The following is a 25,150-nucleotide window of genomic DNA, read 5'->3' as shown; positions in this document are numbered from 1 at the left end:
CGGCCGGTCTGCGCGGGCAGCTGCCCGCCGGCGCATCCGCCATCCGCGCCCTCGCCTCGGCCGCGCGGCATATCCTGGCCCGCGAGGGCCGCGAGGGCATGGCTCGCTACGCGAAGCTCAACTTTAAGCCGGTGCAGGAGATCATGGCTGATGGCTGATGGCTGATGGCCGCGCAGTCTGCTGTACAATAGGGCACGCCCATGAGCCATCTTCAATAGGCCCTATTTCCGCTGGAGGGCTGTCAGCCAGGCCCTATCGGCTATCGGCTATCGGCTGTATCAGGAGCTACCAATGACCCAGTTCGACCCGCACGCCGTCCGCCCGCTGTTCCCCGCCCTCGCCGAGCAGGTCGCCGGCCGCCCCGCCGTCTTCTTCGATGCCCCCGGCGGGACCCAGGTGCCCCAGTCTGTGATCGATGCTATCGGGGGCTACCTCGCCCATAGTAACGCCAACACCCACGGGGCCTACCTGACCAGCCGGCGCACCGATGCGGTGATCGCGGGCGCCCACCAGGCGATGGCCGACATGCTCGGATGTGCCCCCGAGGAGACGGTGTTCGGCCCGAATATGACCACGCTGACCTTCGCCCTGAGCCGGGCGATCGGCCGCGAGCTCGGCCCCGGCGATGAGATCGTGCTGACCCGGCTCGACCACGATGCGAACTTCTCGCCGTGGAAGGCGCTGGCTGAGCGCGGCGTCACGATCCGCGAGGTCGATGTGGATGTCGAGGACTGCACCCTCGATATGGCCGACATGGCGGCGAAGATCAACGAGCGGACGAAGCTGGTGGCGGTGGGCTTCGCCAGCAATGCCGTGGGCACGATCAATGATGTGCGGCGGGTGGTGGAGATGGCCCACAGCGTCGGCGCCCTGGCCTTTGTGGACGCGGTACACTATGGCCCGCACGGCCCGATCGATGTGCGCGCCCTCGACTGTGACTTCCTGGCCTGCAGCGTCTACAAGTTCTTCGGGCCGCATATCGGCTGCCTCTATGGCAAGGCCGAGCATCTGGAGCGGCTCCAGCCCTACAAGCTCCGCCCGTCGTCGGACGAGTCGCCCGACCGCTGGATGACGGGCACGCAGAACCACGAGTGCCTGGCCGGCGTGACGGCGGCGGTCGACTATCTGGCCTCCCTGGGTGGCCCGGCCGCCAGCCGCCGCGAGGCGATCCTGTCTGCGATGACGACCATCCAGGCCTACGAGCGCACCCTGTCCGAGCGCCTGATCAGCGGCCTGCTGGACATCCCTGGCCTGACCTTCTACGGCATCCGCGAGGCCGAGCGCTTCGACCAGCGCACGCCGACGGTGGCCTTTCGCATGGCTGGCCACACCCCGCGCGAGGTGGCCGAGAAGCTGGGCGACCAGGGCATCTTTGTCTGGGACGGCAACTACTACGCGATCAACCTCACTGAGCGCCTGGGCGTGGAGGATCAGGGCGGCATGGTGCGGGTGGGGCTGGCTCACTACGCGACGGCTGAGGAGGTCGACCGGCTGCTTGCGGCGCTGCGCGCGCTGTAGCCGCTCTATCGCTATAACGGGGCAGCGGCGATAGCGCGGCATCATTCTTGCGGCGTCTGTCGGCTATACCGCGTGAGGCGAGGCGCCCCGGCCGGGGTGCCTCGCGCTGATCAGGGGTAGGCTCCTACCCGCATGCGGTATAATCAGGGGAATCCTTGCGCATGAAAGGCCATGCCAATGGCAGACTCTGCCAGCCCCCCCCCGCCCCCCGCAGATGCTCCCGCCCTCCGACAGGATGCGCGTTTCCCTATCGTCGGCATCGGCGCGTCCGCCGGCGGGCTGGCCGCCTTCGAGGCGTTCTTCTCCGCTATGCCCGAGACGCCCGCGCCGAACATGGCCTTCGTCCTCGTTCAGCACCTCGCCCCCGACCACAAGAGCATCCTCAGCGAGCTGATCCGGCGCTACACCAGCATGCAGGTCTTCGAGGTCGAGGACGGCATGGTCGTGCAGCCCAACTGCGCCTATATCATCCCGCCCAACCGCGACATGGCCTTCCTCAACGGCGCCCTGCATCTGCTTGAGCCGGTGGCGCCGCGCGGCCTGCGCCTGCCGATCGACTACCTGTTCCGCTCGCTGGCCCAGGACCAGCACGAGCGCGCGATCTGCATCGTGCTCTCTGGCACCGGCAGCGATGGCTCCCTCGGCCTGCGCGCCGTCAAGGGCGAGGGCGGCATGACCATGGCGCAGACCCCCGAGAGCACCGAGTACGACGGCATGCCCCGCAGCGCCATCGCCACCGGTATGGTCGACTATGTGCTGGAGCCGGCGGCCATGCCGGCGCAGCTCGTCGCCTATGCGCGCCACATCTTCGGCCTGCGGGCGCCGCACCCGGCATCCCCCCCCGCCGCCAAGGCCGTCGATACGATCAAGAAGATCTGTATCACGCTGCGCGCCCAGACCGGCCACGACTTCTCGCAGTACAAGGAGAGCACGCTCATCCGCCGGATCGAGCGGCGCATGGCCATCAACCAGATCGAGCGGGTCGGCGACTACCTGACCTATGTGCAGCAGCAGCCGGCCGAGGTTCAGTCGCTCTTCTACGACCTGTTGATCGGCGTCACTAGCTTCTTCCGCGACCCGGAGGCCTTCGCCGTCATCGAGTCCCAGATCATCCCGCATATCTTCGCCAGCAGTATGTCGAACCAGACGCTGCGGGTCTGGGTCTGCGGCTGCTCCACCGGAGAGGAGGCCTACTCGATCGCCATCCTGATCCAGGAGCACCTGGAGACCCTGCGCCAGACGCCCCCTCGGGGCGGCAACGCACTGGCCGCGATGGGGGCCGCAGCGTATAATGGCTGTACTCTTTCGTCCGTAGCGAGAAAGGAAGGCGCTCGGCCGGCGCGGTTCGCGCCGGCCGAGCTTGTTGACCATGGACACAAAGGACTACAGCCCACTTCAGAAGCTCGAATGGCGCTGCATCGGCCCGTTTCGCGGCGGGCGCGTCGTCGCCGTCGCCGGGGACCCGCGCGACCCGGCGGTGTTCTACTTCGGCTCCACCGGCGGCGGCGTCTGGAAGACCACCGACGCCGGGCAGTACTGGGTCAACGTCTCGGACGGCTTCTTCAAGCGCGCCTCGGTGGGCGGGATCGCCGTCTCCCCCACAGACCCCAACGTGATCTACGTCGGCATGGGCGAGGGCACGATCCGCGGCAACGTCTCCCACGGCGACGGCGTGTACCGCTCGACGGACGCGGGCCGCACATGGTCGCACCTCGGCCTCGCGGACACCCGCAACATCAGCAAGGTGCGCGTCCACCCCGACGACCCGGACGTGGTGCTGGTGGCGGCCCTCGGCCACGCCCACGGCCCCAACCCCGAGCGCGGCGTCTTCCGCTCCGACGACGGCGGCGCATCCTGGGAGCGCGTGCTGTTCCGCTCCGAGGAGGCCGGCGCCAGCGACCTGTGCTTCGACCCGACCAACCCGCGCATCGTGTACGCCGGCCTCTGGCAGACCCGCCGCGGCCCCTACGAGCTGGTCAGCGGCGGCCCCGGCAGCGGCCTGTTCCGCTCCGACGACGGCGGCCTCACCTGGGCCGAGCTCTCCGACAAGCCGGGCCTGCCCAAGGGCCTGCGGGGCAAGGTCACGGTGGCGGCCTCGGGCGCGCGCCCCGGCCGCGTCTGGGCCATGGTCGAGGCCGACCAGGGCGGCGTCTTCCGCTCCGACGACTGGGGCGAGACCTGGGAGCGGCTCAGCGAGGACCGCAACCTGCGCCAGCGCGCCTGGTACTACAGCCACATCTACGCCGACCCGCGCGACCCCGACACGGTCTGGGTGCTGAACGTGGAGGCCTGGCGCTCGGTGGATGGCGGCAAGACCTTCGGGCGCGTGCAGGTGCCGCACGGCGACAACCACGACCTCTGGCTCGACCCGGCCAGCCCGCAGCGCATGATCATCGGCAACGACGGCGGCGGCACGGTCAGCCTCAACGGCGGCGTCTCCTGGTCCACCTTCTACAACCAGCCCACCTCCGAGTTCTACCACGTCACGGTGGACAACCGCACGCCCTACCGGGTCTACGGCGCCCAGCAGGACAACTCCACCTTCAGCGTGCCCAGCCGCAGCGGCCGCGACGCGATCACCGCCGTGGAGTGGTACGAGGTCGGCGGCGGCGAGAGCGGCTACATCGCCGTGGACCCGCGCGACCCGAATATCATCTACGCCGGCAGCTACCAGGGCTACCTGACGCGCTACGACCACGCCCGCGGCCAGCTGCGCCAGGTCAGCGTGTGGCCCGAGGAGTACAGCGGCTGGTCGGCCGGCGAGCAGAAGTACCGCTTCAACTGGACCTCGCCGATGCTGCTCTCCCCGCACGACCCGGGCACGCTCTACATCGGGGCGAACCACATCTTCCGCTCGCGCGACGAGGGCCAGACCTGGGAGCCGATCAGCCCGGACCTGACCCGCAACGACCCGGCCACCCTCGGCCCGTCCGGGGGGCCGATCACCAAGGACAACACCGGCGCTGAGAGCTACGGCACGGTGTTCGCCCTGGCCGAGTCGCCGCTCCAGGCCGGCCTGCTCTGGGCCGGCAGCGACGACGGCCTGGTCCACCTGAGCCGCGACGGCGGCGCGAGCTGGGCGAACATCACCCCGCCGGAGCTGCCCGAGTGGGCGCTGATCAGCATCATTGAGCCATCGCCGCACGACCCGGCGGCGGCCTACCTGGCCGCCACGCGATACAAGCACGACGACTTCGCGCCCTACCTGTACGCCACGTCCGACTACGGCCAGAGCTGGCGCGCGATCGTCGCCGGCATCGCCGCAGACGACTTCACCCGCGTGGTGCGCGAGGACCCGGCGCGGCGCGGCGCGCTCTACTGCGGCACCGAGACCGGCGTGTACGCCTCGTTCGACGACGGCGCGAGCTGGCGGCGGCTGGGCGGCAACCTGCCGACGGTGCCGATCCACGACATGGTGGTGGCCCAGGGCGACCTGGTGCTGGCCACGCACGGCCGCTCGTTCTGGGTGCTCGACGACCTCTCGCTGCTGCGGCAGCTGGGCGAGCTGCCGGCCCAGCCTGAGCTGGCGCTGCTGGCCCCCCGCGACGCGGTGCGGATCGCGAAGCTGCTCGACTTCGGGGCCACGCCGCAGGCCGGGCGCAACTACACCTTCGCCGCCGGCATGATCCCGGCCTTCGACCAGTCCAAGAAGCCGGACGGCGAGGCGAAGCGCACATGGCTGGACGCCGGCGCCAACCCGCCGGACGGCGCGGTGGTGAGCTACGTGCTGCCTGAGGCGGCCGAGGGCGACCTGACGCTGACCTTCCGCGACGCGTCGGGCGCCGAGCTGCGCACCTTCAAGAGCAAGAAGAAGGACGAGGGGCCGCAGTCGGACGCGGAGAAGAAGAAGCAGGACGAGGACGACGAGCCGAAGGCGCCGGCGAAGGCCGGGCTCAACCGCTTCGTGTGGGACCTGCGCGGCGCGCCGGCGCAGAAGATCGCCAGCGGCGAGGGCCACAAGGACGTCGACCGCGCCGCGCCGCGCGTGCCGCCCGGGCGCTACCGCGTGGAGCTCGCGGTGGGCGGGCGCACGCTGAGCGCCGAGTTCGGCGTGGCGGCCGACCCGCGCGCGGTCGCGGCGCAGGCCGATTACGAGGCGCAGTACGCGCTGCTGCGGCGGCTGCACGGCCTGCTGGGCCGCGCGCACGGCGCGGTGAACCGGGTGCGCGCGGTGCGTGAGCAGGTGGACGCATGGGCCAAGCGCAGCGAGAAGCACGCTGCGGGCGCGCAGATCGCCGAGGCCGGCAAGAAGCTCAACGCCCGGCTGGCCGCCGCCGAGGAGCAGCTCATCCAGGTCAAGGCCAAGAGCAGCCAGGACACGCTGAACTACCCGGCCATGCTGAACGCCAAGCTGAGCTTCCTGGCGGCGCTCGCCGGCGCCTCGGAGAGCGGCCCGACGCGCGCGCAGGAGCAGCTCTGCGCGGACCTGGCCGCGCGCGTGGAGGCGCAGGTGCGCGAGGTGGACGCCGCGCTGGCCGAGGATCTGCCGGCCTTCAACGCGCTCGTGCGCACCACCGAGGTCCCGGCGGTCGTCGCGCCTGATGGGGCGTGACACGGCCAGGGCGTAAGCGCTATACACAACGCGCCCCGTCGTCACCGACGGGGCGCGTTGTGAGAGAATTGGTGGGCCCCCAGGGACTCGAACCCTGAACCAATTGATTAAGAGTCAACTGCTCTACCATTGAGCTAGAGGCCCGCTCACGGTGTGGGAGTATACCCGAAACGATCCGCGCTGTCAACTTAACTTGTGCCGGCCGGCAGAATTTTGTACAATGTGCGCGAGCAGATCGCGCCCCGATACGGAGATCCCCCACCGCCTGTCGCACCTCGGCAGGTGCGTGTGTGGCGACTCCAGAGGCCAGCAGACAACGCAGCTATGCCGATAGACGACTACTACCAGGAGTACGGGCCGATCCGCCGGCGTCGCTCCAGCCAGCCCAGCGAGCCTGAGGAGGGCGGCCCGCCGCCCGAGCCGCCGCCCGCCCGCCGCCCTCGCCGACGGCCCACCCGCCGCCGCCGTGGCGGGTGGGCCTGGGCCGTGGCCATCCTCGGGCTGCTGATCGCCGCGCCCCTCGCCCTGCCCTACGCCCTCCAGCTCTACTACGGCGACGCCGCCCTCCCCGGCGTGAGCGTCCAGGGCCGGCCAGTGTCCGGCCTCGGCGACACGGCCATCGCCGCCGACCTGAGCAGCCGCTACGGCGACTTCCTCAGCCGCCCGCTGAGCCTGGAGTACGCCGGCCGCACCTGGCAGCCCTCCCTGTCCGAGCTGGGCCTCTCCCTCGACATGGCCGACGTGGCCCGCCAGGCGGTGAGCGCCGGACGCCAGGGCGACCCGATCACCCGCCTGCGGGAGATCTGGCAGATCTACCGGGGCGGCCTCGACATCACCCCCCGGCTGGTGGCCGACCAGCGCGTGCTCCAGGGCTACCTGATGCAGATCGCCCCCGACATCGAGCAGCCGCCCCAGGACGCCGCCCTGAGCATCGCCGCAGCCAAGGTTGTCGGCACGCCCAGCGCCCCCGGCGTGCAGCTGCTGGTCGACGCCACCGCCAACGATGTGCTCCTGGCGGCCCAGGCCCTCAGGCCCCAGGATATCGCCATCCGCACCAGGGCGCTCCCCCCCATCGTGGGCGACACCGCCCTGGTGCGCGCCCAGTCCCGCGCCGCCGAGCTGCTCCAGAGCCCGGTCACGCTCACCAACGGCGACCGCAGCTGGTCGTGGCCGCCCGAGAAGCTCGCCGAGCTGCTGCGCGTCGCCCCCGACGGCGTGGGGCTCGCGGTGAGCGTAGATGAGGGCCTGCTGGCGCAGTCGGTCGAGGGTCTGGCCCAGCAGCTTGACACCGGCACCGCCGAGCCGCGCCTGCGCTTCAGCGCCGGCCAGGTGACGATCGTCCAGGAGGGCCGGCCCGGCTGGCGCCTGATCCAGGACGAGGCCGCCGCCCAGATCGCCGACCTGCTGCTGACCAGCTCGCCCACCACGCGCACCCTGGAGCTGCCCGTCGAGCAGCTGACGCCGAAGATCACCGAGGCGACGATCGGCGAGCTCGGGATCAAGGAGCTGGTCGGCGAGGGCCTGAGCAGCTTCTCCGGCTCGGCCCAGTACCGCATCACCAACATTAAGGCCGGCGCCGCCCGAATGGATGGCGTCCTGATCGCGCCCGGCGAGGAGTTCTCCTTCAACCGCCAGCTCGGCGATGTGGACGCGGCCAACGGCTTCGTCGAGGGCTACGCGATCATCGGCAACCGCACCCAGCTTGAGTGGGGCGGCGGCGTCTGCCAGGACTCGACCACCGTCTTCCGGGCGGCGTTCTGGGCCGGCCTGCCGATCACCGAGCGCCACGCCCACGCCTTCTATATCAGCTGGTACGACCGCTTCGGCCTCGGCCCGCAGGGCAACGGCCAGGGCATGGACGCCTCGATCTACACGGGCGTGAACGACCTGAAGTTCGTCAACGACACCGGCAGCTGGCTGCTGATGCAGGCCGATGTCGATGAGGTCGGCCAGGTGCTCGCCGTGCGGCTCTACGGGACGAAGCCCGGCCGCGAGGTGCGCCTGGAGGGGCCGGCGATCACGAACGAGGTGCGCGCGCCCAGCGAGCCGGTCTACCTCGATGACCCCAGCCTGCCCGCCGGCACGGTTCACCAGAGCGACACCGCCCGCGGCGGCCGCGACATCACCGTCGAGCGGGTGATCACCCAGGGCGGGGCCGAGGTGAGCCGCGACACCTTCTTCACGCGCTTCCGGGCCTGGCCGAATATCTTCGTGCGCGGAACGGGAGGGTAATGTTGAATGTTGAGTGCTGAGTGCTAAATGATCGGCATTCAACATTCAACATTCAACATTCAACATTAACTATGATCACATGCCCCGCCTGCGGCCACCACAACCCGCCCGGATCGCGCTTCTGCAACGCCTGCGGCTCGCGGGTGGCGGTGGCGGGCGATCCGGATAACGCGGTGATCGCGGGCGGGCCCAGGGCTCCGGCGCCGGCGATCAAGCCGCTGGCCCCGCGCCCGCCGGTCGGGCCAGAGCCCGAGGCCGAGCTACAGCCCGGCGCCCAGATCGGCCGCGGCGGGCGCTATGTGGTGGAGCGGGCGATCGGCCGCGGCGGGTTCGGCCAGGCCTACCTGGTGCGCGACCAGCAGCTCGGGCGGTTCTGTGTGGCCAAGCGCCAGATGCCGAACCCGGCCTGGAGCGCGCGCATCCGCGAGCAGGCCTACAGCAACTTCCGCCGCGAGGCCCAGCTGCTCAGCACGCTCAACACGCCCGGCCACCCCAACATCCCCGAGATCTTCGAGTACCTGCCCGAGCTGCACTGCCTGGTGATGAAGTATGTCGAGGGCCGCGACCTGGGCTGGGTGCTGGCCGGCCGCGGCGGCCGGCTGCCGCTCGACGAGGGCCTCGCGATCATCCGCGAGGTCTGCGCGGCGCTGGCCTACATGCACAGCCGCAGCCCCGAGCCGGTGCTCCACCGCGACATCAAGCCCTCGAACATCCTGATCGATAGCGAGGGCCGGGTCTGGGTGATCGACTTCGGCCTCTCGAAGGCCACGCCGTCCCAGGCGATCATCGTCGACACCCAGCACACCCAGATGGCCGGCACCTTCGGCTTCACCCCGCCCGAGCAGTGGCGCGGCGAGGCGGTGCCCCAGTCCGATATCTACGCCCTCTGCGCCACCCTGCACATGACGATCACCGGCTACCAGCCGGCGATGGAGCGCTCGGACATGGAGGAGTTTATGGCCGGGCGGATGGCCCCCTTCCCGCCCGCCCGCAGCATCGAGCCGACCGTCACGCCGCTGGTGGAGGCGATCATCGCCAAGGGGATGTCGTTCGACCCGAACAGCCGCCCCACCGCCGCGCAGCTCCTGGCCGCCCTCGACACGATCCTCAACCCGAAGGCCCGCGCCGACCTGCAGGCGCCCGACGGGGCGGCCCTCGCCGACGAGGCCGCCCTGGCGCTCTGGGCCGAGGAGCACTGGGAGCAGGCCGCCCCCTGGCTCTACGGCAGCCTCGCCGACCAGGTGACGCGCCTGTGGGGGAAGAACCGCCTGGCCGCCGATATCGGCGCGATCACGAGCCGCAACGCCGCCGACCAGCACGCCGGCCTCGATGAGCTGCTGGCCCTGCTCGACCCCGAGGGCTATGGGGCCGTCGCCCCGCGGCTGACCGCCGACCGGAAGCTGATCGACTTCGGCCAGCTCGGCCCCGAGGACCACCGCGAGGAGGTCCTGCAGCTGAGCAACAGCGGGCGGCGCTATGTGCGCGTGGAGATCCAGGTGCCGCGCTGGGTGGTGACGAGCGCGATGAACGCCTCCCTGCCGCCCGGCCACGTCCGGCGGCTGCGGCTCACCGCCGACATGCGCCGCGCCGCCGACGCCGGCCGCCTGCGCGATGCGGTGCTTATGCGCGACCGCTCGGGGGCCGGGTTCCGCGTCGATGTGGAGGCCCGCCTCTCGCGCTGGGGCGCCGTCATGCAGATGATCGGCGGGGCGCGCCGGGCCAACTGGGAGGCCGGGGACGCCCGGCAGCTGCGCCAGATCGGCGCCCACCGCGGCGGCGTCTGGGCGCTTGATATCAGCCCCGACGGCCGGCAGATCGCCTCGGGCGGCTGGGACCAGCGCGTGCGGATCTGGCGCACCGCCGACGGCGCCGCCGAGGGCGCCCTCGACGACCACGGCGGCAATGTGCTCTCGGTGGCCTACAGCCACGACGGGCGCTTCCTGGCGGCGGCCGGGAACAGCGATCAGATCAAGCTCTGGGCGGTGCGCGCGCGCCGTATGGTCCAGGCGATCGGCGGCCACCACAGCTATATCGAGAGCGTGTTCCTCAGCTCCGACGGCCAGCTGATCATCGCGCACAGCGGCGATGGCCGGATCTGCCTCTGGCGCCTGCGCGACGGCTCGCTCGTCCAGGAGCTGCAGCCGAAGGTCGGCGGGCAGACGATCGCGCTCCACCCCGACGGGCGCAGCCTGGCGATCGGCTGCTCCGACCACGCCGTGCGGCTGTGGGGGCTGCAGGAGAACGCGCTGCTGGCGACGCTCGCCGGCCACGGCGGCGGGGTGAACTGTGTCGCCTACGGCCGCGCCGGCGGCCTGCTGGCCTCCGGCGACGGCAACGGCGTCGTCCGCCTGTGGGATCTGGACACCGGCGTCGTCCGCCAGGAGCTGCGCGGCCACCAGAACGCCGTCCGCACGGTGGCGCTCCACCCCGATGGTCAGACGGTGGCCTCGGGCGGGGTGGACGGCGGCGTCCGGGTCTGGCGGGTGAGCGACGGCGCACCGCTCCAGTCGCTCGCCGGCCACACCGGCAGCGTGCTGCGGGTGATGTTCAGCGCCGATGGAGATCTGCTCGCCTCCGGCGGCAGCGACGGGACGATCCGGCTGTGGCAGCCCGCGTAATTGCAGATTGTCGATTGCAGATTGCGCAATCTGCAATCGACAATCTGCAATCGACAATCCCTTACTCCGGGTGAGTGACCAGCTCGGTGCCGGCGACCCAGCCCTCGCGGCCGTCGGCGGCGCGGATGTGCCACCAGGGGTAGCCATCCTTCTCGACCGGGCCGGCGAGCAGAGTCATCTGGGTGCCGGGGTGCAGGGCGTCGAAGGCGTTCGACCCCAGGCCGGCGGCGTCGCGCAGGCGCAGGTTCTTGCCGCCGGCCTTCTGCACGTAGGCGGTGGCGCCGACGGAGAGGCCGCCGGTGGCAGCCGCGCCGAGGATGGCGTCGGAGCCGGGGCCGCCGAGCGCCCCGACGGCCCCGGAGGCCCCGGAGGACGGGCCGATCTTGGTGACGCCGATCGCGCCGGCGACGGCGCTGCCGACCGCGCCGCCCATGGTGGCGGCGGCGGACTTGCCGGCCGTGACGGCGGCGGCCGTGGCGGCGGCGGCGCTGGCCTTCACCTTCTCCATCTCATCGTGCATCTGCTTGAGCTGGGCCTGGGCGGCGGCGAGGGCCTTGGCCGCCACAGAGCTGGCGGAGTCATCGGCCTTGGCCGCCGTCAGCTGGTCCTGGAGCTGCTTGATCGTCTGGGCCTGGCCGGCGATCTGGTCGCTCATCGCCTTCATGGCCTGGGCGATCTGCTCCTGCTTGGCCTTCTCTTCCTCTTCCTTCTTCTTGTTGTTGCCGAATCCGAGCATGGGTCACCTCCATAGTATGGTGGCAGTCACAATAGCGCCTGGCGGTGCGTGCTTGGGGGCCGCAGGCCCCTCCCTGGATTATCCTCTATGTAGCCAAGATTGCCAGCTTCGCTAGCAATCTCGACCACGTAGATGCGGGGTTTAGGACGACTCAGCTGAGCCGCAGGCTCTCGGCTGCCGTCCCGGCGCGCTGCGAGGCGGCGGTGATGCGCAGGGTGCCGCCGGCGGGCGCGCGCAGGGTCCACTCCAGCCTGCGCAGGTGGTCGGTAGGGTAGCTGGCTCCCCAGAGCGCGCGCTTGTTGGCCCGGCCCTCCAGCTGGCCGATCTCCTGGGCGCGCTCGCCGGTGATCAGCTCGGCCCCGGGGGGCATGTCGAGCGTCACCTCGATCGGGCGCACCGCGCCAAGCTCGGCCGCGCGCTTGCTGCCGTAGGTCGGCAGGTAGCCGCTGTTCGCCACAACCACCTGCACCCGGTAGATCCCCTCGCCGAGACCCTCGGCGGCGCAGTGGCGCAGCTCCAGCAGCGGCCCCATGCGGGCGTGGGCCAGGGCGAACTCAGTGTTCGGCTCGATCGTGTGCAGCAAGAATTGTTCCGGCGGGTTGCCGAAGGTGCGCCGCTCGACCCAGCCGCCGATCTCGACCGCGCCGAGCTGGGGGTGGTCGAAGGGCCGCCAGCCGATGAAGCCGGCCCCGCCCAGCTGCTCGTCGTTCCAGGCCAGCAGCTTCAGGTCGTCCTCCTCGGGGTGGCCGCGGAACCACTCGATAAAGTCGTGGTCCTTGATCCCCGCCTCGCCGATCATATCCCACAGCTCGACGGTGAAGGCGAAGATGCCCAGCTGGTCGTAGGCCCAGTCGTCGAAGGCCCCGCTCATCACCTGGCGCGGGTGGTAGCGGAAGCCGTGGAAGACCGAGAGGTTGCGGTAGCCGGTGATCGCCGTGCCCCGCCCGCCGATCTCCTTGTAGGTCCACAGGTCCTCGATGTGCATGCCATCGTCGGCCTTGTCGGAGTAGGGCCGCAGGATGGCCCCGCCGTAGGTGTGGTAGGCGATCGCGCCGCTCACATTGAGGTGGCTGGTCAGGAACGCGATCACCGCGCGGATCTCGGGCTCGCTGGCCGGGTAGGGGCCGGCGCCGCGCTGCGTGCCCTCGGGAGCCCAGATGAAGGGGAAGTTGCGGTTGAAGTCTAGGCCCTGGGCCGGCGGGGCGACCTTGACCTGGTAGCCGTCGTAGCCGCGGATCAACCCCTCGGTGTAGACGCGGTAGTAGCTGCCGCCGACCTCGTCGGGGTCGCGCCGTCGCATGAGCCGGGGGTCCTTATCGCTCACCTTCCAGCCGCCGTCGGGGTCGGGCACGCGCATCTGGACGATCCGGCCGTCGCCGTCGATATCGGCCGGGTAGAGCCCGTCGCGGTCGTCGTCGTAGGGGTAGCGGCGGGTGCCCGAGCGCACGTAGAGCGGTGAGGTGAGCGCCTGCTCCATGCCGTCCGGGTTCATGCAGGGCAGCACGTAGAGCGCGCGCTGATCGAGCAGGTCGGTGATCGCCTGCTCATGGCCGTAGCCGGTCAGCACGCGCTGGATGAGGTGCAGGGCGGCCATGCAGCCGGTCACCTCAGTGGCGTGGATGTTGGCGTCCAGCCAGTAGGCCGGCTTGTCCGTGTCGGCCCCGCTGGCCTGGTTGGTCAGCGTGATCAGCAGCAGGTCGCGGCCCTCGTGGCTCGTGCCGATGCTGCGCACGGCGGCGAGGCCGGGGTGCTCCTCGGCGAAGGCGGCCAGGGCCTCGGCCACCTCGTGCGGGCGGTAGTAGCGGGCGAAGTCGATGCTTGGCATAGGTGAGAGTTAAGAATTGAGAATTGAGCGGCGTCGTGAGGTCGCCCAGTGATGGTACCACAAAGGGCCGGATCGCGGAAGGGAACACTGAGGACGCGAAGGACGCGAAGGGCGCGAAGGGCGGGTGGGCTGCGGCGATGTTGCACATGCCCTGCCTCAGGATGGGGCTCGGCCCCATCCGGCACAGATCTTGCTATATACTAAAAAATAGTAGATACGATAAGGTTTCAGCAGAGGAGATGGGGCATTATGATGCAAAAAATCAATGATCTCTATGGGAAGCCGGTGATCGGGCAGCACACCGGCAACCAGATAGCAACCGTGCGCGATATCGTGCTCGACGCCGAGATCCGCCAGATCGTGGCCCTGATCATCGGTGGCGGGTGGTCGGGCCCCGAGCAGGTGATTCGTCGCGAGCGGATCATCGGGGTAGGCGAGTTTATCGTCGCAGACGACGCCCTGCCCTTCCCTGCGGGCGCTGAGGATATCGAGGTGGCCGAGCTACGAAAGAATGCTGAGCGAATCACTGGCAAGAAGATCATCAGCACCACCGGCGAGCAGATCGGCACGGTGGGCGATATCTATTTTAAGGATGCGATGATCGTCGGCTTTGAGCTGAAGCGCGGGCTGTTCAGCGGGGGCGAGCCGGAGATCGTCCAGATCGAGAATGTGCAGGCGGTGGGTAAGGATGCGGTGATCGCTGTCACGGAGCATCTCGTCGCGCTGAGCGCCGTCACGGCGCAGGCTGTGGGCGATGGCGATCCGGCGATCCCGCCGGCGCCTATCGCGGGGGAGCCGTTGGATGAGCCCGCCTCCCCCTAGTCCACTGGCCGCGCTCCTCGTGTGCGCGAGGCGCGCGGCGCTATTCGCGTAGTTGAGAAATGGGTGTCAGGCCGGCGCCCCGAGCATATTGCGCGCGGCGCGGAGCAGGTCGGCGCGGGGCACCTTGACCGCCGCGCCGCCGCGCGGCTTCAGCTCAAGCTCGCCGGCGGCCAGCAGCCGGTCGCTCACCACCAGGCGCAGCGGCAGCCCGATCAGGTCGGCGTCGTTGAACTTCACCCCGGCCGACTCGCCCCGGTCGTCGTAGAGCACGCGCAGCCCGGCCGCCTCCAGCTCGCCGATCAGCTCCTCGGCGGCGGCCTTTGGCGACTCGCCCTTGCCCAGCGCCATCAGATGCACATCGGCGGGGGCCACGCTCGCCGGCCAGATGATCCCGGCCTCGTCGTGGTGCTGCTCGATGATGATCTGCATCAGCCGCTCGACGCCGATGCCGTAGGAGCCCATCACCACCGGCCGCGCCGCGCCCGCCTCGTCCAGGTAGGTTGCGCCCACCGCGCGGGTGTAGCGGTCGCCCAGCTTGAAGATATGGCCGATCTCGACGCCCCGGTCGAGGGCCAGGGGCGCCCCGCAGCGCGCGCAGGGGTCGCCGGCGCGCACGGCGGCGATGTCGGCCACCGCCGTGGCCCGCCAGTCGCGCCCGTACACGACATTGCGCAGGTGGTAGCCGGCGCGGTTGGCCCCGGCCACCAGGCCGCCCGCGCCCTCGGCCACCGACGGGTCGGCGACCACGAGGACGCCGGGGGAGCCGCCCTCAGAGACGATCAGCCCGACCGGCGAGGCGTAGCCGGCCACCGCCCCGGCGGCGGCGATCTGCTCGGCGCTGGCCGGGCGCAGCTCGCTCACCCGCGCCGCCGCCCGCAGCTTCTCCTCGCTCACCTCCAGATCGCCCCGGATCACCGCGAAGATCAGCCCGCGATCGGGCGTGTCGAAGAAGACCGCCTTGGCCGTGGCCGACTCGGGCACGCCCAGGAGGGCCGCAAGGTCGGCGATGGTGGCCGTGTTGGGCGTGGCGATCTCCTCCATCGCCCCAGCCCCCAACCCCCGACTCCCAACCCCCAACGCCCGCCCCCCGCTGACCGCCACCTCCACATTCGCCGCGTAGCCGCAGCCCGCGCAGCGGGCCAGGGTGTCCTCGCCGGAGGGCGAGAGGGCCATGTACTCGCGGGCCTCGCCGCCGCCCATCTCGCCCGCGCCGGCCTCGACGGCCGCGTAGGCCACGCCGCAGCGCTCCAGGGTGCGCTCAAAGGCGACGGCCACCGCGTCGTAGCTCTTGTCGAGCCCGGCCTCGTCGGCGTCGAGCGAGTAGGCGTCGAGCATGGTGAACTCGCGCAGGCGCATCAGGCCGCCCTTAGTGCGCATCTCGTCGCGGTACTTGGTGTGGATCTGGTAGATCAGGGCCGGCAGCTGGCGGTAGGAGCCGACCTCGCGGCGGGCCAGCTCGGCCACGGCCTCCTCGTGGGTCGGCGCGACGACCAGGGGCCGCCCGGCGCGGTCGGACGCGCGCAGCATCAGCGGGCCGTACTCCTGGTAGCGCCCCGTGGCCTCCCAGAGCGCGGCCGGCTGGACGATCGGCGTGCGGAACTCCTGCCCGCCGGCGCGGGCCATCTCGGCGTGCATGATCGCCTCGATGCGGCGGGCGACGGCCATGCCCAGGGGCAGCAGGGCGTAGCTGCCGGGGGCGATCGGGCGGGCCAGCCCGGCCCGCATGGCCAGCTGATGGCCGGCGTGCTCGGCCTCGGCCGGCGCGTCGCGCAGGGTCCGGCCGAGCATGTTCGATAGGCGCATAATGCTCTCCAGCTAAAGCGAACACAACTCCCAACTCCCAACCCCCAACCCCTACCGCGCGGCCCGCTCCTTCCCGTAGGCCAGGATCTCGTCGAGGAAGCGCGATGGCTTAAGGATCTGGCCGCGGCTGCGGCCGGGCGCCCAGGAGAGATAGAGCCGCTCGGCGGCGCGGGTGAGCGCCACGTAGCAGAGCCGGCGCTCCTCCTCGATCCCGTCGGGCGTGCCGAGGCTGCGCTCGTGGGGCAGGGTCTTCTCCTCCAGGCCGGCCACGAAGACGAAGGCCCACTCTAGACCCTTGGCCGCGTGGATCGTCAGCAGCTGCACCTGGTCGCGCTCGCTCTCCTTCTGGTCGGCGTTGGTGAACAGGGCGATCTCCTGGAGCATGGCCGAGAGGCTGTCGTGCTCCTCGGCGGCGGCCATCAGCTCCTGGAGGTGGCCGCGGGCATCGGGCAGATCCTCGGGGCTGAATCGGCTCTCCAGGGCGGCCATGTAGCCGCTCTGCTCCAGCACATCGGCCAGCAGGTGGTCGGGCGAGGCGGTGCCGGCGGCCATGCGCCGCCAGCGGGCCAGCAGGGCGGCCATGCGCCTGGCCCCCTCGGCGGCCTTCGGCGAGAGCAGCTTCTGGCCCTCGGGGCGGGCCATAGCCTCGGAGAGCGAGAGCCCGTTCTGGGCGCCGAACGCGGTGAGCGTGGCGATGGCCTGGGCGCTCAGGCCGCGCGCGGGCAGGTTGGCGACCCGCACCAGGCTGAGGTTGTCGGCCGGGTTGGCCACGGCGCGCAGGAAGGAGAGGGCGTCGCGCACCACCGCCCGGTCGTAGAAGCCCACGCTGCCGCGCACGCTGTAGGGGATCTGGGCGTGGCGCAGGGCGGCCTCGATCGTCCGGCTCATGTGGCGGGTGCGGTAGAGGATGGCCATCTCGCGCAGCTGGCGGCCCTGGCCGTGCAGCTCGTTGATGCTGCGGGCGATCTGCTCGGCCTCCTCGCGCCCGTCCTTCGACTCGTGGATGAGCAGGCAGCGCTCGCCGGGCACCGTCACCCCGGCCGCGCGCAGCGGCATGGGCGCGACCGCCTTGCTGTGGCGGATGACCGCGAAGGCCGCGTCGAGGATGGGCTGGCGCGAGCGGTAGTTGGTGTCCAGCTCGATCACCTGCGACTCGGGGAAGTCCTCGGCGAAGCGGGTGATGATGCTGTGGTCGGCGTTGCGGAAGCCGTAGATGCTCTGCATGCCGTCGCCGACCACGAAGAGCGAGCGCGGGCGGCCGCCGGCGGGGCGGGTGAGCAGCTCGACCATCGCGTGCTGGCTGGGGTCGGTGTCCTGGTACTCGTCCACCAGCACGTGGTGCCAGCGGTCCTGGAGCTCGTCGAGCACCTCGTGGTGCTCGGTGAGCAGGCGGTGGGTGAGCAGGATCATGTCGTCGAAGTCGAGGGCGTTGGCCTGCTCAAGGGCGCGCTGGTAGCGGCGGTAGCACCCGGCGATAAAGCGGTCGACCGGGTCGGGCGAGAAGCGGGCCATGATGCGCGGGGTCTGTAGGCGGCTCTTGGCCCGCGAGATGCGGCGCAGCACCTCGTCGGGCTCCAGGAGCACGGGCGGGCGCTCGGTGGCCGCGTCGAGGGCGGCGGCGGCTAGCTGGAGCTGCTCGTCGCCGGCGTAGATGCTGAAGTCGGCGGTGTAGCTGCCGATCCGCCCGGCGATCTGCTCGCGCAGGATGCGGGCGCAGACGGCGTGGAAGGTGCCGGCCAGCAGGCCGCGCGAGCGCCCGCCGAGCTGCTTGCGCAGGCGCTCGCGCATCTCCTTGGCCGCCTTATTGGTGAAGGTCAGGGCGAGGATCTGGGTCGGCCGGGCGCCGGACCCGATCAGGTGGGCGATGCGCAGGGTGAGCACGCGGGTCTTCCCGCTGCCGGCCCCGGCGCGCACGAGCACCGGGCCGACGGGGGCGAGCACCGCCGCGCGCTGCTCGGGGTTGAGGCCTCTCAATGCGTCCATAGGGGCGCATGATACCATGTCCGCGGGGTGTCAGGGCGCGGCGCTGCCGCGCCGCCGCGCCCCGCCGGCGCTGCCGGCGTCTCGAGTAAGGGCGCAGCAGCGCCGCGCTGCTGCGCCCCTGCTAGAACGGAACATCCTCCTCCTCGGACACCTCGGACGGCGCGTCGGCCTGCTCGGGGCGCGGGTCGAGGAACATCACCTCCCTGGCGCGCACGTAGGTGCGGTAGCGGGTCTGGCCGCTCTCCTTATCGACCCAGCTGTCGTTGCGCAGGCTGCCGGACACCATCACGCGGCGGCCCTTGTGGAGGTAGGTGTTACACAGCTCGGCCAGGCGCTCCCATGCCTCGACGTGGGTCCAGTCGGTCTCGTAGGCCCGGTTGCCCTGGGCGTCCTGGCCGGCGGGGCGGTTGGTGGCCAGGTTGAAGCGGCACATCGCCACCCCGCTCGACAGAAAGCGCATCTCCGGGTCGGAGCCCAGGCGACCGATCAGCTCGACATGGTTTAGCGTACCCTTCACGGCGTTCACGGCGTTCCTCCTGATAATTGGCCGGGCGTCCCCGCCGGCTCCAGCGGGCCGACACATCTGTCGGCGTCGCTATCTGTACCGGGCGGACCGCGCGGAAGGTTACGGAGGCTGTGCGTAGGGCGCAGCTTCACCATATTTGTCTGCGCCGACACGCGATGCTGCGCTGGCATGAGCATCAGTGGCTCAGTGGCTCAGTGGCTCAGTGCTTGGCTTTGCGCCCGGCTCTTGAGAATCGTATAATGCCCTGACCTACTGGACTCCCGCGTAAAGGCGAAGACCCCATGTCCGATCTTTCAGCACAGCCGACGACGATGACCGCACTGCTCGACCTGAGCCGGCTGGTCTGCGCGTCGCTCGATCTGCACGAGGTGCTGGGCCGGGTGATCGCCGCCGTACGCGACCTGAGCGGGGCCGAGGTGGTCTCGATCATGCTGCTCGATGAGCGCGGCGACCGCCTGACGGTCGTCGCCGCTCACGGGATCGACCCGCAGCTCTCGGCCGGCATGTCGCTGCGCCTGGGCGAGGGGATCGCCGGCTGGGTCGCGCTGAACAGCCAGCCGCTCCAGGTGGTGAACCCCAGCCAGGACCCGCGCTACAAGCGAATCACCCCTGTTCATCAGACAGTTATCTTCTCGCTGCCGCTGCGCGTCTACGACCGCACCCTGGGGGCGATCAACCTGGCCCGCACCTCGGACAGCGCGCTCTTCGAGCCCGGCGTGGCCCAGGTGGTCGAGATCTTCGCCAGCCACGCCGCGATCGCGATCGCCAACGCGGCCAGCGCCGCCGCCCTGCGCTACGCGGCCGCCCGCGAGCGGCTGACGAACCTGGTGAGCCAGGCCTCTGCAGCGCCTGGGGCGGCCAGTAGGCAGATCGAGCGCATCCTGGCCGAGCTCGGCGCGGCCCTGGAGGCCAATGTCTGCGCCCTGATGGCCCCCGGCACTGAGGGCTACTCCGCCGTGGCCACATGGTCGGCCGGTGAGCCGGCCGATATCATCTGGGAGCCCGACGCGCGCACCCAGGAGCACGGCGAGCAGATCGGCGCCGGCGGCTGCGATATCTATGTGATCGTGCAGGACCGCGGCAAGATGCCGGCCTGGCTGATCGCCCGGGCGCTGCGCCCCGACCGCTACTGGCGCATGGCCGAGCGCGACCTGCTGCGCTTCGCGGCCGACCAGATCTCTCTGGTTATGGCCAGCGAGCGGCTGATCAGCGCCGAGCAGCGCGCGCGCGACCTCAGCCTCACCCTCAGCCAGCTGGCCAACGCCTGCAACGCCATGATCGACCAGGATCGCGTGCTCGACTTCATCCTTGAGCAGCTGGCCCGCTTTGTGCGCTACGACTCGGCCGGGGTCTTCCTCTTCCACGATCAGCAGTACGCCCGGCTGGTGGCGGGCTACGGCTATACGTTTGATGTCAACCAGACCATCGTGCTGGCGGCCGGGCCGGGGTCGCCCACCTGGCTCAACCACTACGACCGCCGCGCCACCTACATCCCCGACGTGCGACAGATCAATGACTGGCAGAATGTGCCCGATAGCGATCTGATCCGCTCCTGGATCGGCGTGCCGCTGATCGTCAACGAGTCGGTCATCGGCGTGCTGACGATCGACAAGTGGACGCCCAGCGCCTTCGCCGATGCCGACGTGCAGGTGGCCCAGATGTTCGGCGACCACCTGGCGGTGGCGATCAACAACGCGCGCCTGCTCCGCGAGGCCCAGACGCGGGCCAGCCAGATCCATGTGATCCACCAGCTGAGCGGGAGCCTGAGCGCCATCAGCGATGTGCAGTCCCTGCTCGATGAGGTCGCCGGCCTGCTGCACCGCACCTTCGGCTACTACCAGGTGGTGATCGGCCTGATTGAGGGCGATAGGCTGGTGATCTGGTCGGCCCAGGGCATTGTGAACGACGTGGCCGAGTTTGGCGAGAACCACAGCTACCCGGTGCAGCGCGGGGTCAGCGGCTGGGTCGCCCGCCACGGCGAGACCCTGATGGTGAACGATGTCAGCCGGGACTCGCGCTACGCCGAGGTGCCGACCCTGGGGGACACCCGCTCGGAGCTGTCCGTGGCGATCCGGCACGGCGAGGCGATCCTGGGCGTGATCGATATCGAGAGCAACATCAGCGGCAGCTTCAACCAGAGCGATGTGTACCTGGCCGAGTCGCTGGCCGGCCAGGTCGCGGTGGCCCTGGCGAACATCCGGCGCTACGAGGAGCTGCGCCGCACCCAGGAGCGGCTGCTGCATAGCGAGCGGATGCGCGCTATCGGCGAGCTGTCCAGCGGGATCGCCCACGACTTCAACAACCTGCTGAGCAGCATCCTCGGCCACGCCCAGCTGCTGATCGATGCGACCGCGGAGCCGGAGACCGCCGAGGGGCTGCGGATCATCGAGCGGGCCGCCCACGACGGCGCGGCGAGCGTGCGCCGCCTGCAGAACTTCGCCCAGACGAACCGCTCGCTGCCGGACGAGGAGGTGCTGCTCAATGATATTGTCGACGAGAGCCTGTCGATCACCCGCCCGCGCTGGCGCGACGACATGCAGAGCCGCGGCGCCCAGCTGAAGATCGTCCGCGACCTCGGCGATCTGCCGCCGATCATCGGCGATGGGGCGGCCCTCCGCGATCTGGTGACAAACCTCATCCTCAACGCCATCGACGCGATGCCCGAGGGCGGCGAGCTGCGTCTGCGCACGGAGCTCCTGGCCGAGGGCGAGCCCTCGGCGCTGATCGCCATATCTGACACGGGCGTCGGGATGAGCGGCGAGGTGCGGCAGCGGATCTTTGACCCCTTCTTCTCAACGAAGGGCTCCAGCGGGACCGGCATGGGCCTGTCCATGGCCTACGGCATCGCCCAGCAACACCAGGGCGCGATCAGCGTCGAGAGCGAGCCCGGGCGGGGCACGACCTTTCAGGTGCGGCTGCCGGTGCGCCGGCTTGCGCCGGCGAGCGTGGACAGCCCGCCCGACGGTGCGGCCGCATCATGCCAGCCGATCCGCATCCTGGTGGTCGAGGACGACGACGGGGTGCGCCGGGTGCTCGCGCAGATCCTGCGCCGGGCCGGGCACGATGTCATCGATCTTGAGTCGGCGCAGCGCGCCCTCGCCCTGCTGCGCTCCGAGGACTTCGACCTGCTCTGCACCGACCTCGGCATGCCTGAGATGTCGGGGTGGGAGCTGATCGCCGAGGCCCGCGCCGCTCACCCGAGCCTGGCGACAGTGCTGATCACCGGCTGGGGCGAGCAGATCGATGCCGAGGAGGCCCGCGCCCGCGGGGCGGACGCGGTGCTCGCCAAGCCCTTCGACACAGTGCGGCTGCGCCAGCTGATCACCGCGATCCAGCAGCGCGGGAGCGGCAGCCAGCTGGGCATGATGACGACGGTGGGCGAATGAACGCGCTGCTGCGCCACAGGGTGTGGCGCGCGGCCGGCGCGCAGCTGGCCCGCCTCGCCCTCCTGCTGCTTATCGTCGCGGCCTGCGGGGTCGGCACATCGGCGGCCGCCATCGCCATCCAGGCCCAGCGCGATGATATGCGCAGCGCGGATCTGCTGCTGGTGATCGCGCCCGACATCCCGCCGACGTCGCTGATCGAGCACGGCATCGACCTCTACCGGCGGGGCTACGGCGGCCACATCGTCCTGTCCGGGCCGGGCCGCGGCCGCGCCTACGCCGCCCTGGTCGGCCGGGGGCTGCCCGCCGAGGCGCTGATCAGCGGGGCCGGCGACCGCTCGCTGGGCGACGCGCTGGCGACGTCCTGGCAGGGCGGCGCGCGCAGCCTGCTGGTCGTGAGCGCGCCCGCCGACCAGCTGCTGAGCCTGAAGATCGCCCGCGACCAGGGCATGCACGCCTATGGCTCCCCCGTGCCCGCGGCGCCGCTGGGCCTCCTCGACACCCTGCGCGCCGCGCTCGGCTACTGGCGCTACGCGCTGCTCGGCGACGCATGATAGCATTTCAGATTGCAGATTTTGGATTGCAGATTGCCGCGCATGGCGTTCCAACGCGCGCTGGCGGCGGCACGTATGCAGATTTATCAATTCCAGTTGATATGATATGAGCATCTATGAGTCCTACGCCCCCATCTACGACGCCATCGGACAGGGCTCGTTCGCCGAGGATCTGACGCGACACATCCTGGCCTCGATGCCCGCGCCGCGCCGCGCCCTCGACCTCGCATGCGGCACTGGGGCCGCCGCGATCATGCTGGCCGAGGCCGGCGCGCGCGTGGTGGGGGTCGACCGCTCGCCAGACATGCTGCGGATCGCGCGCGCCCGCGCGCGCGACCGCAGCCTGCCGGTGCGCTGGGTCGCCGCCGATATCCGCCGCCTGGGCAGCAGCCCCGCCGCGCGCGGCTCGCTCCGCCCGGCCTCCTTCGACCTGATCACCTGCCTGTACGACAGCCTGAACTACCTGGGCGCCCACGAGGATCTGGCCGCCGTCTGCGCGGGCGCGGCCCGCCTGCTGCGCCCGGGCGGGCGGCTGGTCTTCGACCTGAACACCACCTATGAGTTCGACTCCTGGGACGACACCGACCAGGTGGTCTTCGACTCGCCCGACCTGCTGGTCTACAACCGGCTGAGCTACGATGCGGATCAGCGGATGGCCAGGGGGCGGATCGTCTGGTTCGTGCGCGAGATCGACCGCTGGTGGCGCGGCGAGGAGCTGCACGAGGAGCGCACCTGGGATGACGGCGAGGTGCTGGCCGCCCTCGACGCCGCCGGGCTGGCCCTCGCCGCGCGGCGCACGCCGCGCTGGGAGCCCGCGCCCGCCGAGGCGACGCGGGTGGTGTACGACTGCGTGCGGGTATAGGAAGGGCGCAGCAGCGCGGCGCTGCTGCGCCCTTACGGGTAGCGCAGCGCGCGGACGAATGCGTCGGCGATGACCTTGTGGCCGAGGGCGTTGGCGTGGATGTCGCCGAGGAGGATGAAGGTGTGGGTGTAGGCCCGGCCCCCGCCCAGGGGGCCGTAGGTGTCGGCCACGGCGGCCCCGCGCGGCGCGGCGGCGGCGCCGATCGTCGCGTTGAGCCGCTCGACCCAGTAGGCCTCGCCGCCCTCGACCGCCGGGTCGCCGCCATAGGGGTTGTAGTAGGTCATCACGGCGATGTCGGCGTCGGGGCCTGCGGCCCGCCGCAGGTCGCCGATGATCTGGGCGAGGTTGCGCCCCACCGCCTCGACCGTCGCCGCGCGGACCGCGGGGTCGGCCCGCTCGACGTTGCGCAGGTCGTTCCCGCCGATGTCGATGGTGATCGGGCTGACCCGCTGGCCCCGGGCGCGGGCGTCGCGGATCAGGGCCAGGGCGCGGGGCAGCTGGCCGCGGATCAGCGAGGCGCTCGTCTCGCCGGGGACGGCCAGGTTCTCCAGGGCGATCGTCCGGCCGGCGGCGAGGCGGGCGTGGATGAGGGCCGGGTAGCTCTGGCTGGCCTGGTCGTCGAGGCGCGCCCCCCAGGCCAGCGAGTCGCCCAGGGCCAGGTAGATATCGCCGGGGCCGCGGGGCGCGTAGGCCACGGGCCGCCCGCCGTACCAGACGGCGCCGGCGACGCCGGCCAGCAGCAGGGCCAGGGCCAGGGTGATCGTCAGGTATCGTCGCGTCATATCAGGGGCTCGCTTCTCGGAGGGGGCTGGTACACGTCGAAGGCCCCTGCCAGTGGCAGGGGCCTTCGACAAAAGATCCGGGCGTCACCGCTGGCGGCGACCCTAGCGGGCCTCACCGACGGTGACACCCATACGCTTACTAATACTCATGGGCATCACCTCCTTCGTGCCTGGACGGCATTGCTGTAGATTGAGCCGACAGAAGTACTATACCGAGTTTATGATCGGGTGTCAAGGGAGTCTTGCGGCGGATTCTGGGGCCGCCTCAGGGCGTAGATAGCGTGGGCGCGGGGGTGGGGGTGCCATCCGGCGCGGGGGTGCCGATCACCGGGGTGCGCAGGAGCGAGGGGATGATCAGCGTCTGCCCAGGCTGGAGCGAGTCGGGGTCGGTGATGCCGTTGGCGGCCGTGAGCGAATCGACCGTGGTGCTGAAGCGCTCGGCCAGCCCGCTCAGGGTGTCGCCGGGCTGCACCGTGTAGAGGGCGGCCGCCGTCGGCGACGGGAGCACCACGCTGGCGTAGGATGTGGCCGTCGCATCAATATCGAGCGTCGGGGCCGGGGTGATATCGAGCACTGCGGGGAGCGTGGGGAGAGTGCGCTGCGGCGGCTCAGGCGGCGTGCAGGCGCTGAGGCTGAGGCTGAGCGCCACCAGAACCCCGATAGATCGCGCGCGGCGTTGTGGAGAGCGAGCCCCTGTGGACACGGCGTTTCCCCCAATAGCATCTCGTGAGCATCCGAACAAACCGCGATTGTAGCAGCCAGCCGGGGGCATGTCAACCGTTGAAAAACAGTTAGACGCGCGGAGACCGATACATGGACGCCCCGCCGCGGCAGATGCTCCACTCTGGCCCCCCGAGGCCCTTGGCGAAGTAGTCCCCAGGACGTAACGGCCTCGCTGGGTGCGGCGTATGTTCTTGCAGCGTATCCTGGGGCGGGCGGCATCAGCCGCGTCGC

Annotated in this window: 15 protein-coding genes, 1 tRNA gene and 1 pseudogene; 9 read left to right on the top strand and 8 right to left on the bottom strand. The window is 70.7% G+C overall.

Features of this window, described 5'->3' with window-relative positions:
- Positions 1-291: 291 nt before the first annotated feature.
- The 3 genes and pseudogenes from K2Z83_RS22195 (at position 292) to K2Z83_RS22180 (ending at position 6,070) form a co-directional block, all read left to right on the top strand.
- Entirely contained in the window at positions 292-1,518 is a 1,227-nt protein-coding gene (locus K2Z83_RS22195; RefSeq protein ID WP_220597362.1) for a cysteine desulfurase-like protein, read from the top strand.
- Between the two features lie 177 nt (positions 1,519-1,695).
- Positions 1,696-2,760 (top strand): annotated as a pseudogene (locus K2Z83_RS30145) (chemotaxis protein CheB); the annotation flags it as partial.
- Between the two features lie 127 nt (positions 2,761-2,887).
- The gene (locus K2Z83_RS22180; protein ID WP_255604409.1) at positions 2,888-6,070 is read left to right on the top strand and encodes a glycosyl hydrolase; all 3,183 of its coding nucleotides are present in this window, start codon (positions 2,888-2,890) and stop codon (positions 6,068-6,070) included.
- A 69-nt stretch (positions 6,071-6,139) separates the two neighbouring features.
- Here K2Z83_RS22180 and K2Z83_RS22175 read toward each other — a convergent pair.
- A tRNA-Lys gene (locus K2Z83_RS22175) sits at positions 6,140-6,214 on the bottom strand.
- A gap of 180 nt (positions 6,215-6,394) precedes the next feature.
- Here K2Z83_RS22175 and K2Z83_RS22170 point away from each other — a divergent pair.
- Together K2Z83_RS22170 and K2Z83_RS22165 are read left to right on the top strand one after the other, a co-directional pair.
- Positions 6,395-8,302, top strand: a complete 1,908-nt coding sequence (locus K2Z83_RS22170; protein ID WP_220597360.1) for a VanW family protein — start codon at positions 6,395-6,397, stop codon at positions 8,300-8,302.
- Positions 8,303-8,322: 20 nt separating this feature from the next.
- Positions 8,323-10,920, top strand: a complete 2,598-nt coding sequence (locus K2Z83_RS22165; protein WP_220597359.1) for a WD40 repeat domain-containing serine/threonine-protein kinase — start codon at positions 8,323-8,325, stop codon at positions 10,918-10,920.
- Between the two features lie 61 nt (positions 10,921-10,981).
- Here K2Z83_RS22165 and K2Z83_RS22160 read toward each other — a convergent pair whose 3' ends face one another.
- Together K2Z83_RS22160 and K2Z83_RS22155 are read right to left on the bottom strand one after the other, a co-directional pair.
- Positions 10,982-11,656, bottom strand: a complete 675-nt coding sequence (locus K2Z83_RS22160; RefSeq protein WP_220597358.1) for an SH3 domain-containing protein — start codon at positions 11,654-11,656, stop codon at positions 10,982-10,984.
- A gap of 151 nt (positions 11,657-11,807) precedes the next feature.
- Positions 11,808-13,481, bottom strand: coding sequence for a M14 family metallopeptidase (locus tag K2Z83_RS22155; RefSeq protein WP_220597357.1), 1,674 nt, complete (start codon positions 13,479-13,481; stop codon positions 11,808-11,810).
- Between the two features lie 249 nt (positions 13,482-13,730).
- Between K2Z83_RS22155 and K2Z83_RS22150 the strand changes: the two genes are divergently transcribed.
- A complete protein-coding gene (locus K2Z83_RS22150; RefSeq protein WP_220597356.1) occupies positions 13,731-14,303 on the top strand; it encodes a PRC-barrel domain-containing protein in 573 nt (190 codons plus the stop codon).
- A 66-nt stretch (positions 14,304-14,369) separates the two neighbouring features.
- Here K2Z83_RS22150 and K2Z83_RS22145 read toward each other — a convergent pair whose 3' ends face one another.
- From K2Z83_RS22145 to K2Z83_RS22135, 3 genes are all read right to left on the bottom strand, one after another.
- Positions 14,370-16,106 carry a proline--tRNA ligase gene (locus K2Z83_RS22145; RefSeq protein WP_220597355.1) on the bottom strand — a complete coding sequence of 579 codons (1,737 nt, stop codon included), beginning with the start codon at positions 16,104-16,106 and terminating at the stop codon, positions 14,370-14,372.
- 51 nt (positions 16,107-16,157) lie between these two features.
- Positions 16,158-18,089 carry an ATP-dependent helicase gene (locus K2Z83_RS22140; protein WP_220597354.1) on the bottom strand — a complete coding sequence of 644 codons (1,932 nt, stop codon included), beginning with the start codon at positions 18,087-18,089 and terminating at the stop codon, positions 16,158-16,160.
- Positions 18,090-18,210: 121 nt separating this feature from the next.
- Entirely contained in the window at positions 18,211-18,615 is a 405-nt protein-coding gene (locus tag K2Z83_RS22135) for a single-stranded DNA-binding protein (protein ID WP_220597353.1), read from the bottom strand.
- A 281-nt stretch (positions 18,616-18,896) separates the two neighbouring features.
- Between K2Z83_RS22135 and K2Z83_RS22130 the strand changes: the two genes are divergently transcribed.
- The 3 genes from K2Z83_RS22130 (at position 18,897) to K2Z83_RS22120 (ending at position 23,414) form a co-directional block, all read left to right on the top strand.
- Entirely contained in the window at positions 18,897-22,001 is a 3,105-nt protein-coding gene (locus tag K2Z83_RS22130) for a GAF domain-containing protein (protein WP_220597352.1), read from the top strand.
- Entirely contained in the window at positions 21,998-22,552 is a 555-nt protein-coding gene (locus tag K2Z83_RS22125) for a hypothetical protein (RefSeq protein ID WP_220597351.1), read from the top strand. Before K2Z83_RS22130 ends, K2Z83_RS22125 begins: the two co-directional genes overlap by 4 nt.
- A gap of 106 nt (positions 22,553-22,658) precedes the next feature.
- Positions 22,659-23,414: a class I SAM-dependent methyltransferase gene (locus K2Z83_RS22120; protein ID WP_220597350.1), complete on the top strand. Its 756-nt coding sequence runs from the start codon at positions 22,659-22,661 to the stop codon at positions 23,412-23,414.
- A 32-nt stretch (positions 23,415-23,446) separates the two neighbouring features.
- On the opposite strand, the gene K2Z83_RS22115 is transcribed toward K2Z83_RS22120, so the two are convergent.
- Both K2Z83_RS22115 and K2Z83_RS22110 read right to left on the bottom strand, forming a co-directional pair.
- Positions 23,447-24,196, bottom strand: a complete 750-nt coding sequence (locus K2Z83_RS22115; protein ID WP_220597349.1) for an SGNH/GDSL hydrolase family protein — start codon at positions 24,194-24,196, stop codon at positions 23,447-23,449.
- Positions 24,197-24,461: 265 nt separating this feature from the next.
- Positions 24,462-24,845, bottom strand: coding sequence for a LysM peptidoglycan-binding domain-containing protein (locus tag K2Z83_RS22110; RefSeq protein ID WP_370650257.1), 384 nt, complete (start codon positions 24,843-24,845; stop codon positions 24,462-24,464).
- Positions 24,846-25,150 lie beyond the last annotated feature (305 nt).

The sequence above is a fragment of the Oscillochloris sp. ZM17-4 genome (assembly GCF_019599295.1).
Lineage (GTDB): Bacteria > Chloroflexota > Chloroflexia > Chloroflexales > Chloroflexaceae > Oscillochloris.
This window is presented reverse-complemented; position numbering and strand designations above follow the sequence as displayed.

Excerpts from the sequence above, each read along its gene's own strand:
- K2Z83_RS22180 (WP_255604409.1), top strand. The coding sequence starts at position 2,888 with ATGGACACAAAGGACTACAGCCCACTTCAGAAGCTCGAATGGCGCTGC.
- K2Z83_RS22140 (WP_220597354.1), bottom strand. The coding sequence starts at position 18,089 with ATGGACGCATTGAGAGGCCTCAACCCCGAGCAGCGCGCGGCGGTGCTC.
- K2Z83_RS22130 (WP_220597352.1), top strand. The coding sequence starts at position 18,897 with ATGTCCGATCTTTCAGCACAGCCGACGACGATGACCGCACTGCTCGAC.
- K2Z83_RS22160 (WP_220597358.1), bottom strand. The coding sequence starts at position 11,656 with ATGCTCGGATTCGGCAACAACAAGAAGAAGGAAGAGGAAGAGAAGGCC.
- K2Z83_RS22155 (WP_220597357.1), bottom strand. The coding sequence starts at position 13,481 with ATGCCAAGCATCGACTTCGCCCGCTACTACCGCCCGCACGAGGTGGCC.
- K2Z83_RS22125 (WP_220597351.1), top strand. The coding sequence starts at position 21,998 with ATGAACGCGCTGCTGCGCCACAGGGTGTGGCGCGCGGCCGGCGCGCAG.
- K2Z83_RS22115 (WP_220597349.1), bottom strand. The coding sequence starts at position 24,196 with ATGACGCGACGATACCTGACGATCACCCTGGCCCTGGCCCTGCTGCTG.
- K2Z83_RS22120 (WP_220597350.1), top strand. The coding sequence starts at position 22,659 with ATGAGCATCTATGAGTCCTACGCCCCCATCTACGACGCCATCGGACAG.
- K2Z83_RS22145 (WP_220597355.1), bottom strand. The coding sequence starts at position 16,106 with ATGCGCCTATCGAACATGCTCGGCCGGACCCTGCGCGACGCGCCGGCC.
- K2Z83_RS22150 (WP_220597356.1), top strand. The coding sequence starts at position 13,731 with ATGATGCAAAAAATCAATGATCTCTATGGGAAGCCGGTGATCGGGCAG.
- K2Z83_RS22170 (WP_220597360.1), top strand. The coding sequence starts at position 6,395 with ATGCCGATAGACGACTACTACCAGGAGTACGGGCCGATCCGCCGGCGT.
- K2Z83_RS22195 (WP_220597362.1), top strand. The coding sequence starts at position 292 with ATGACCCAGTTCGACCCGCACGCCGTCCGCCCGCTGTTCCCCGCCCTC.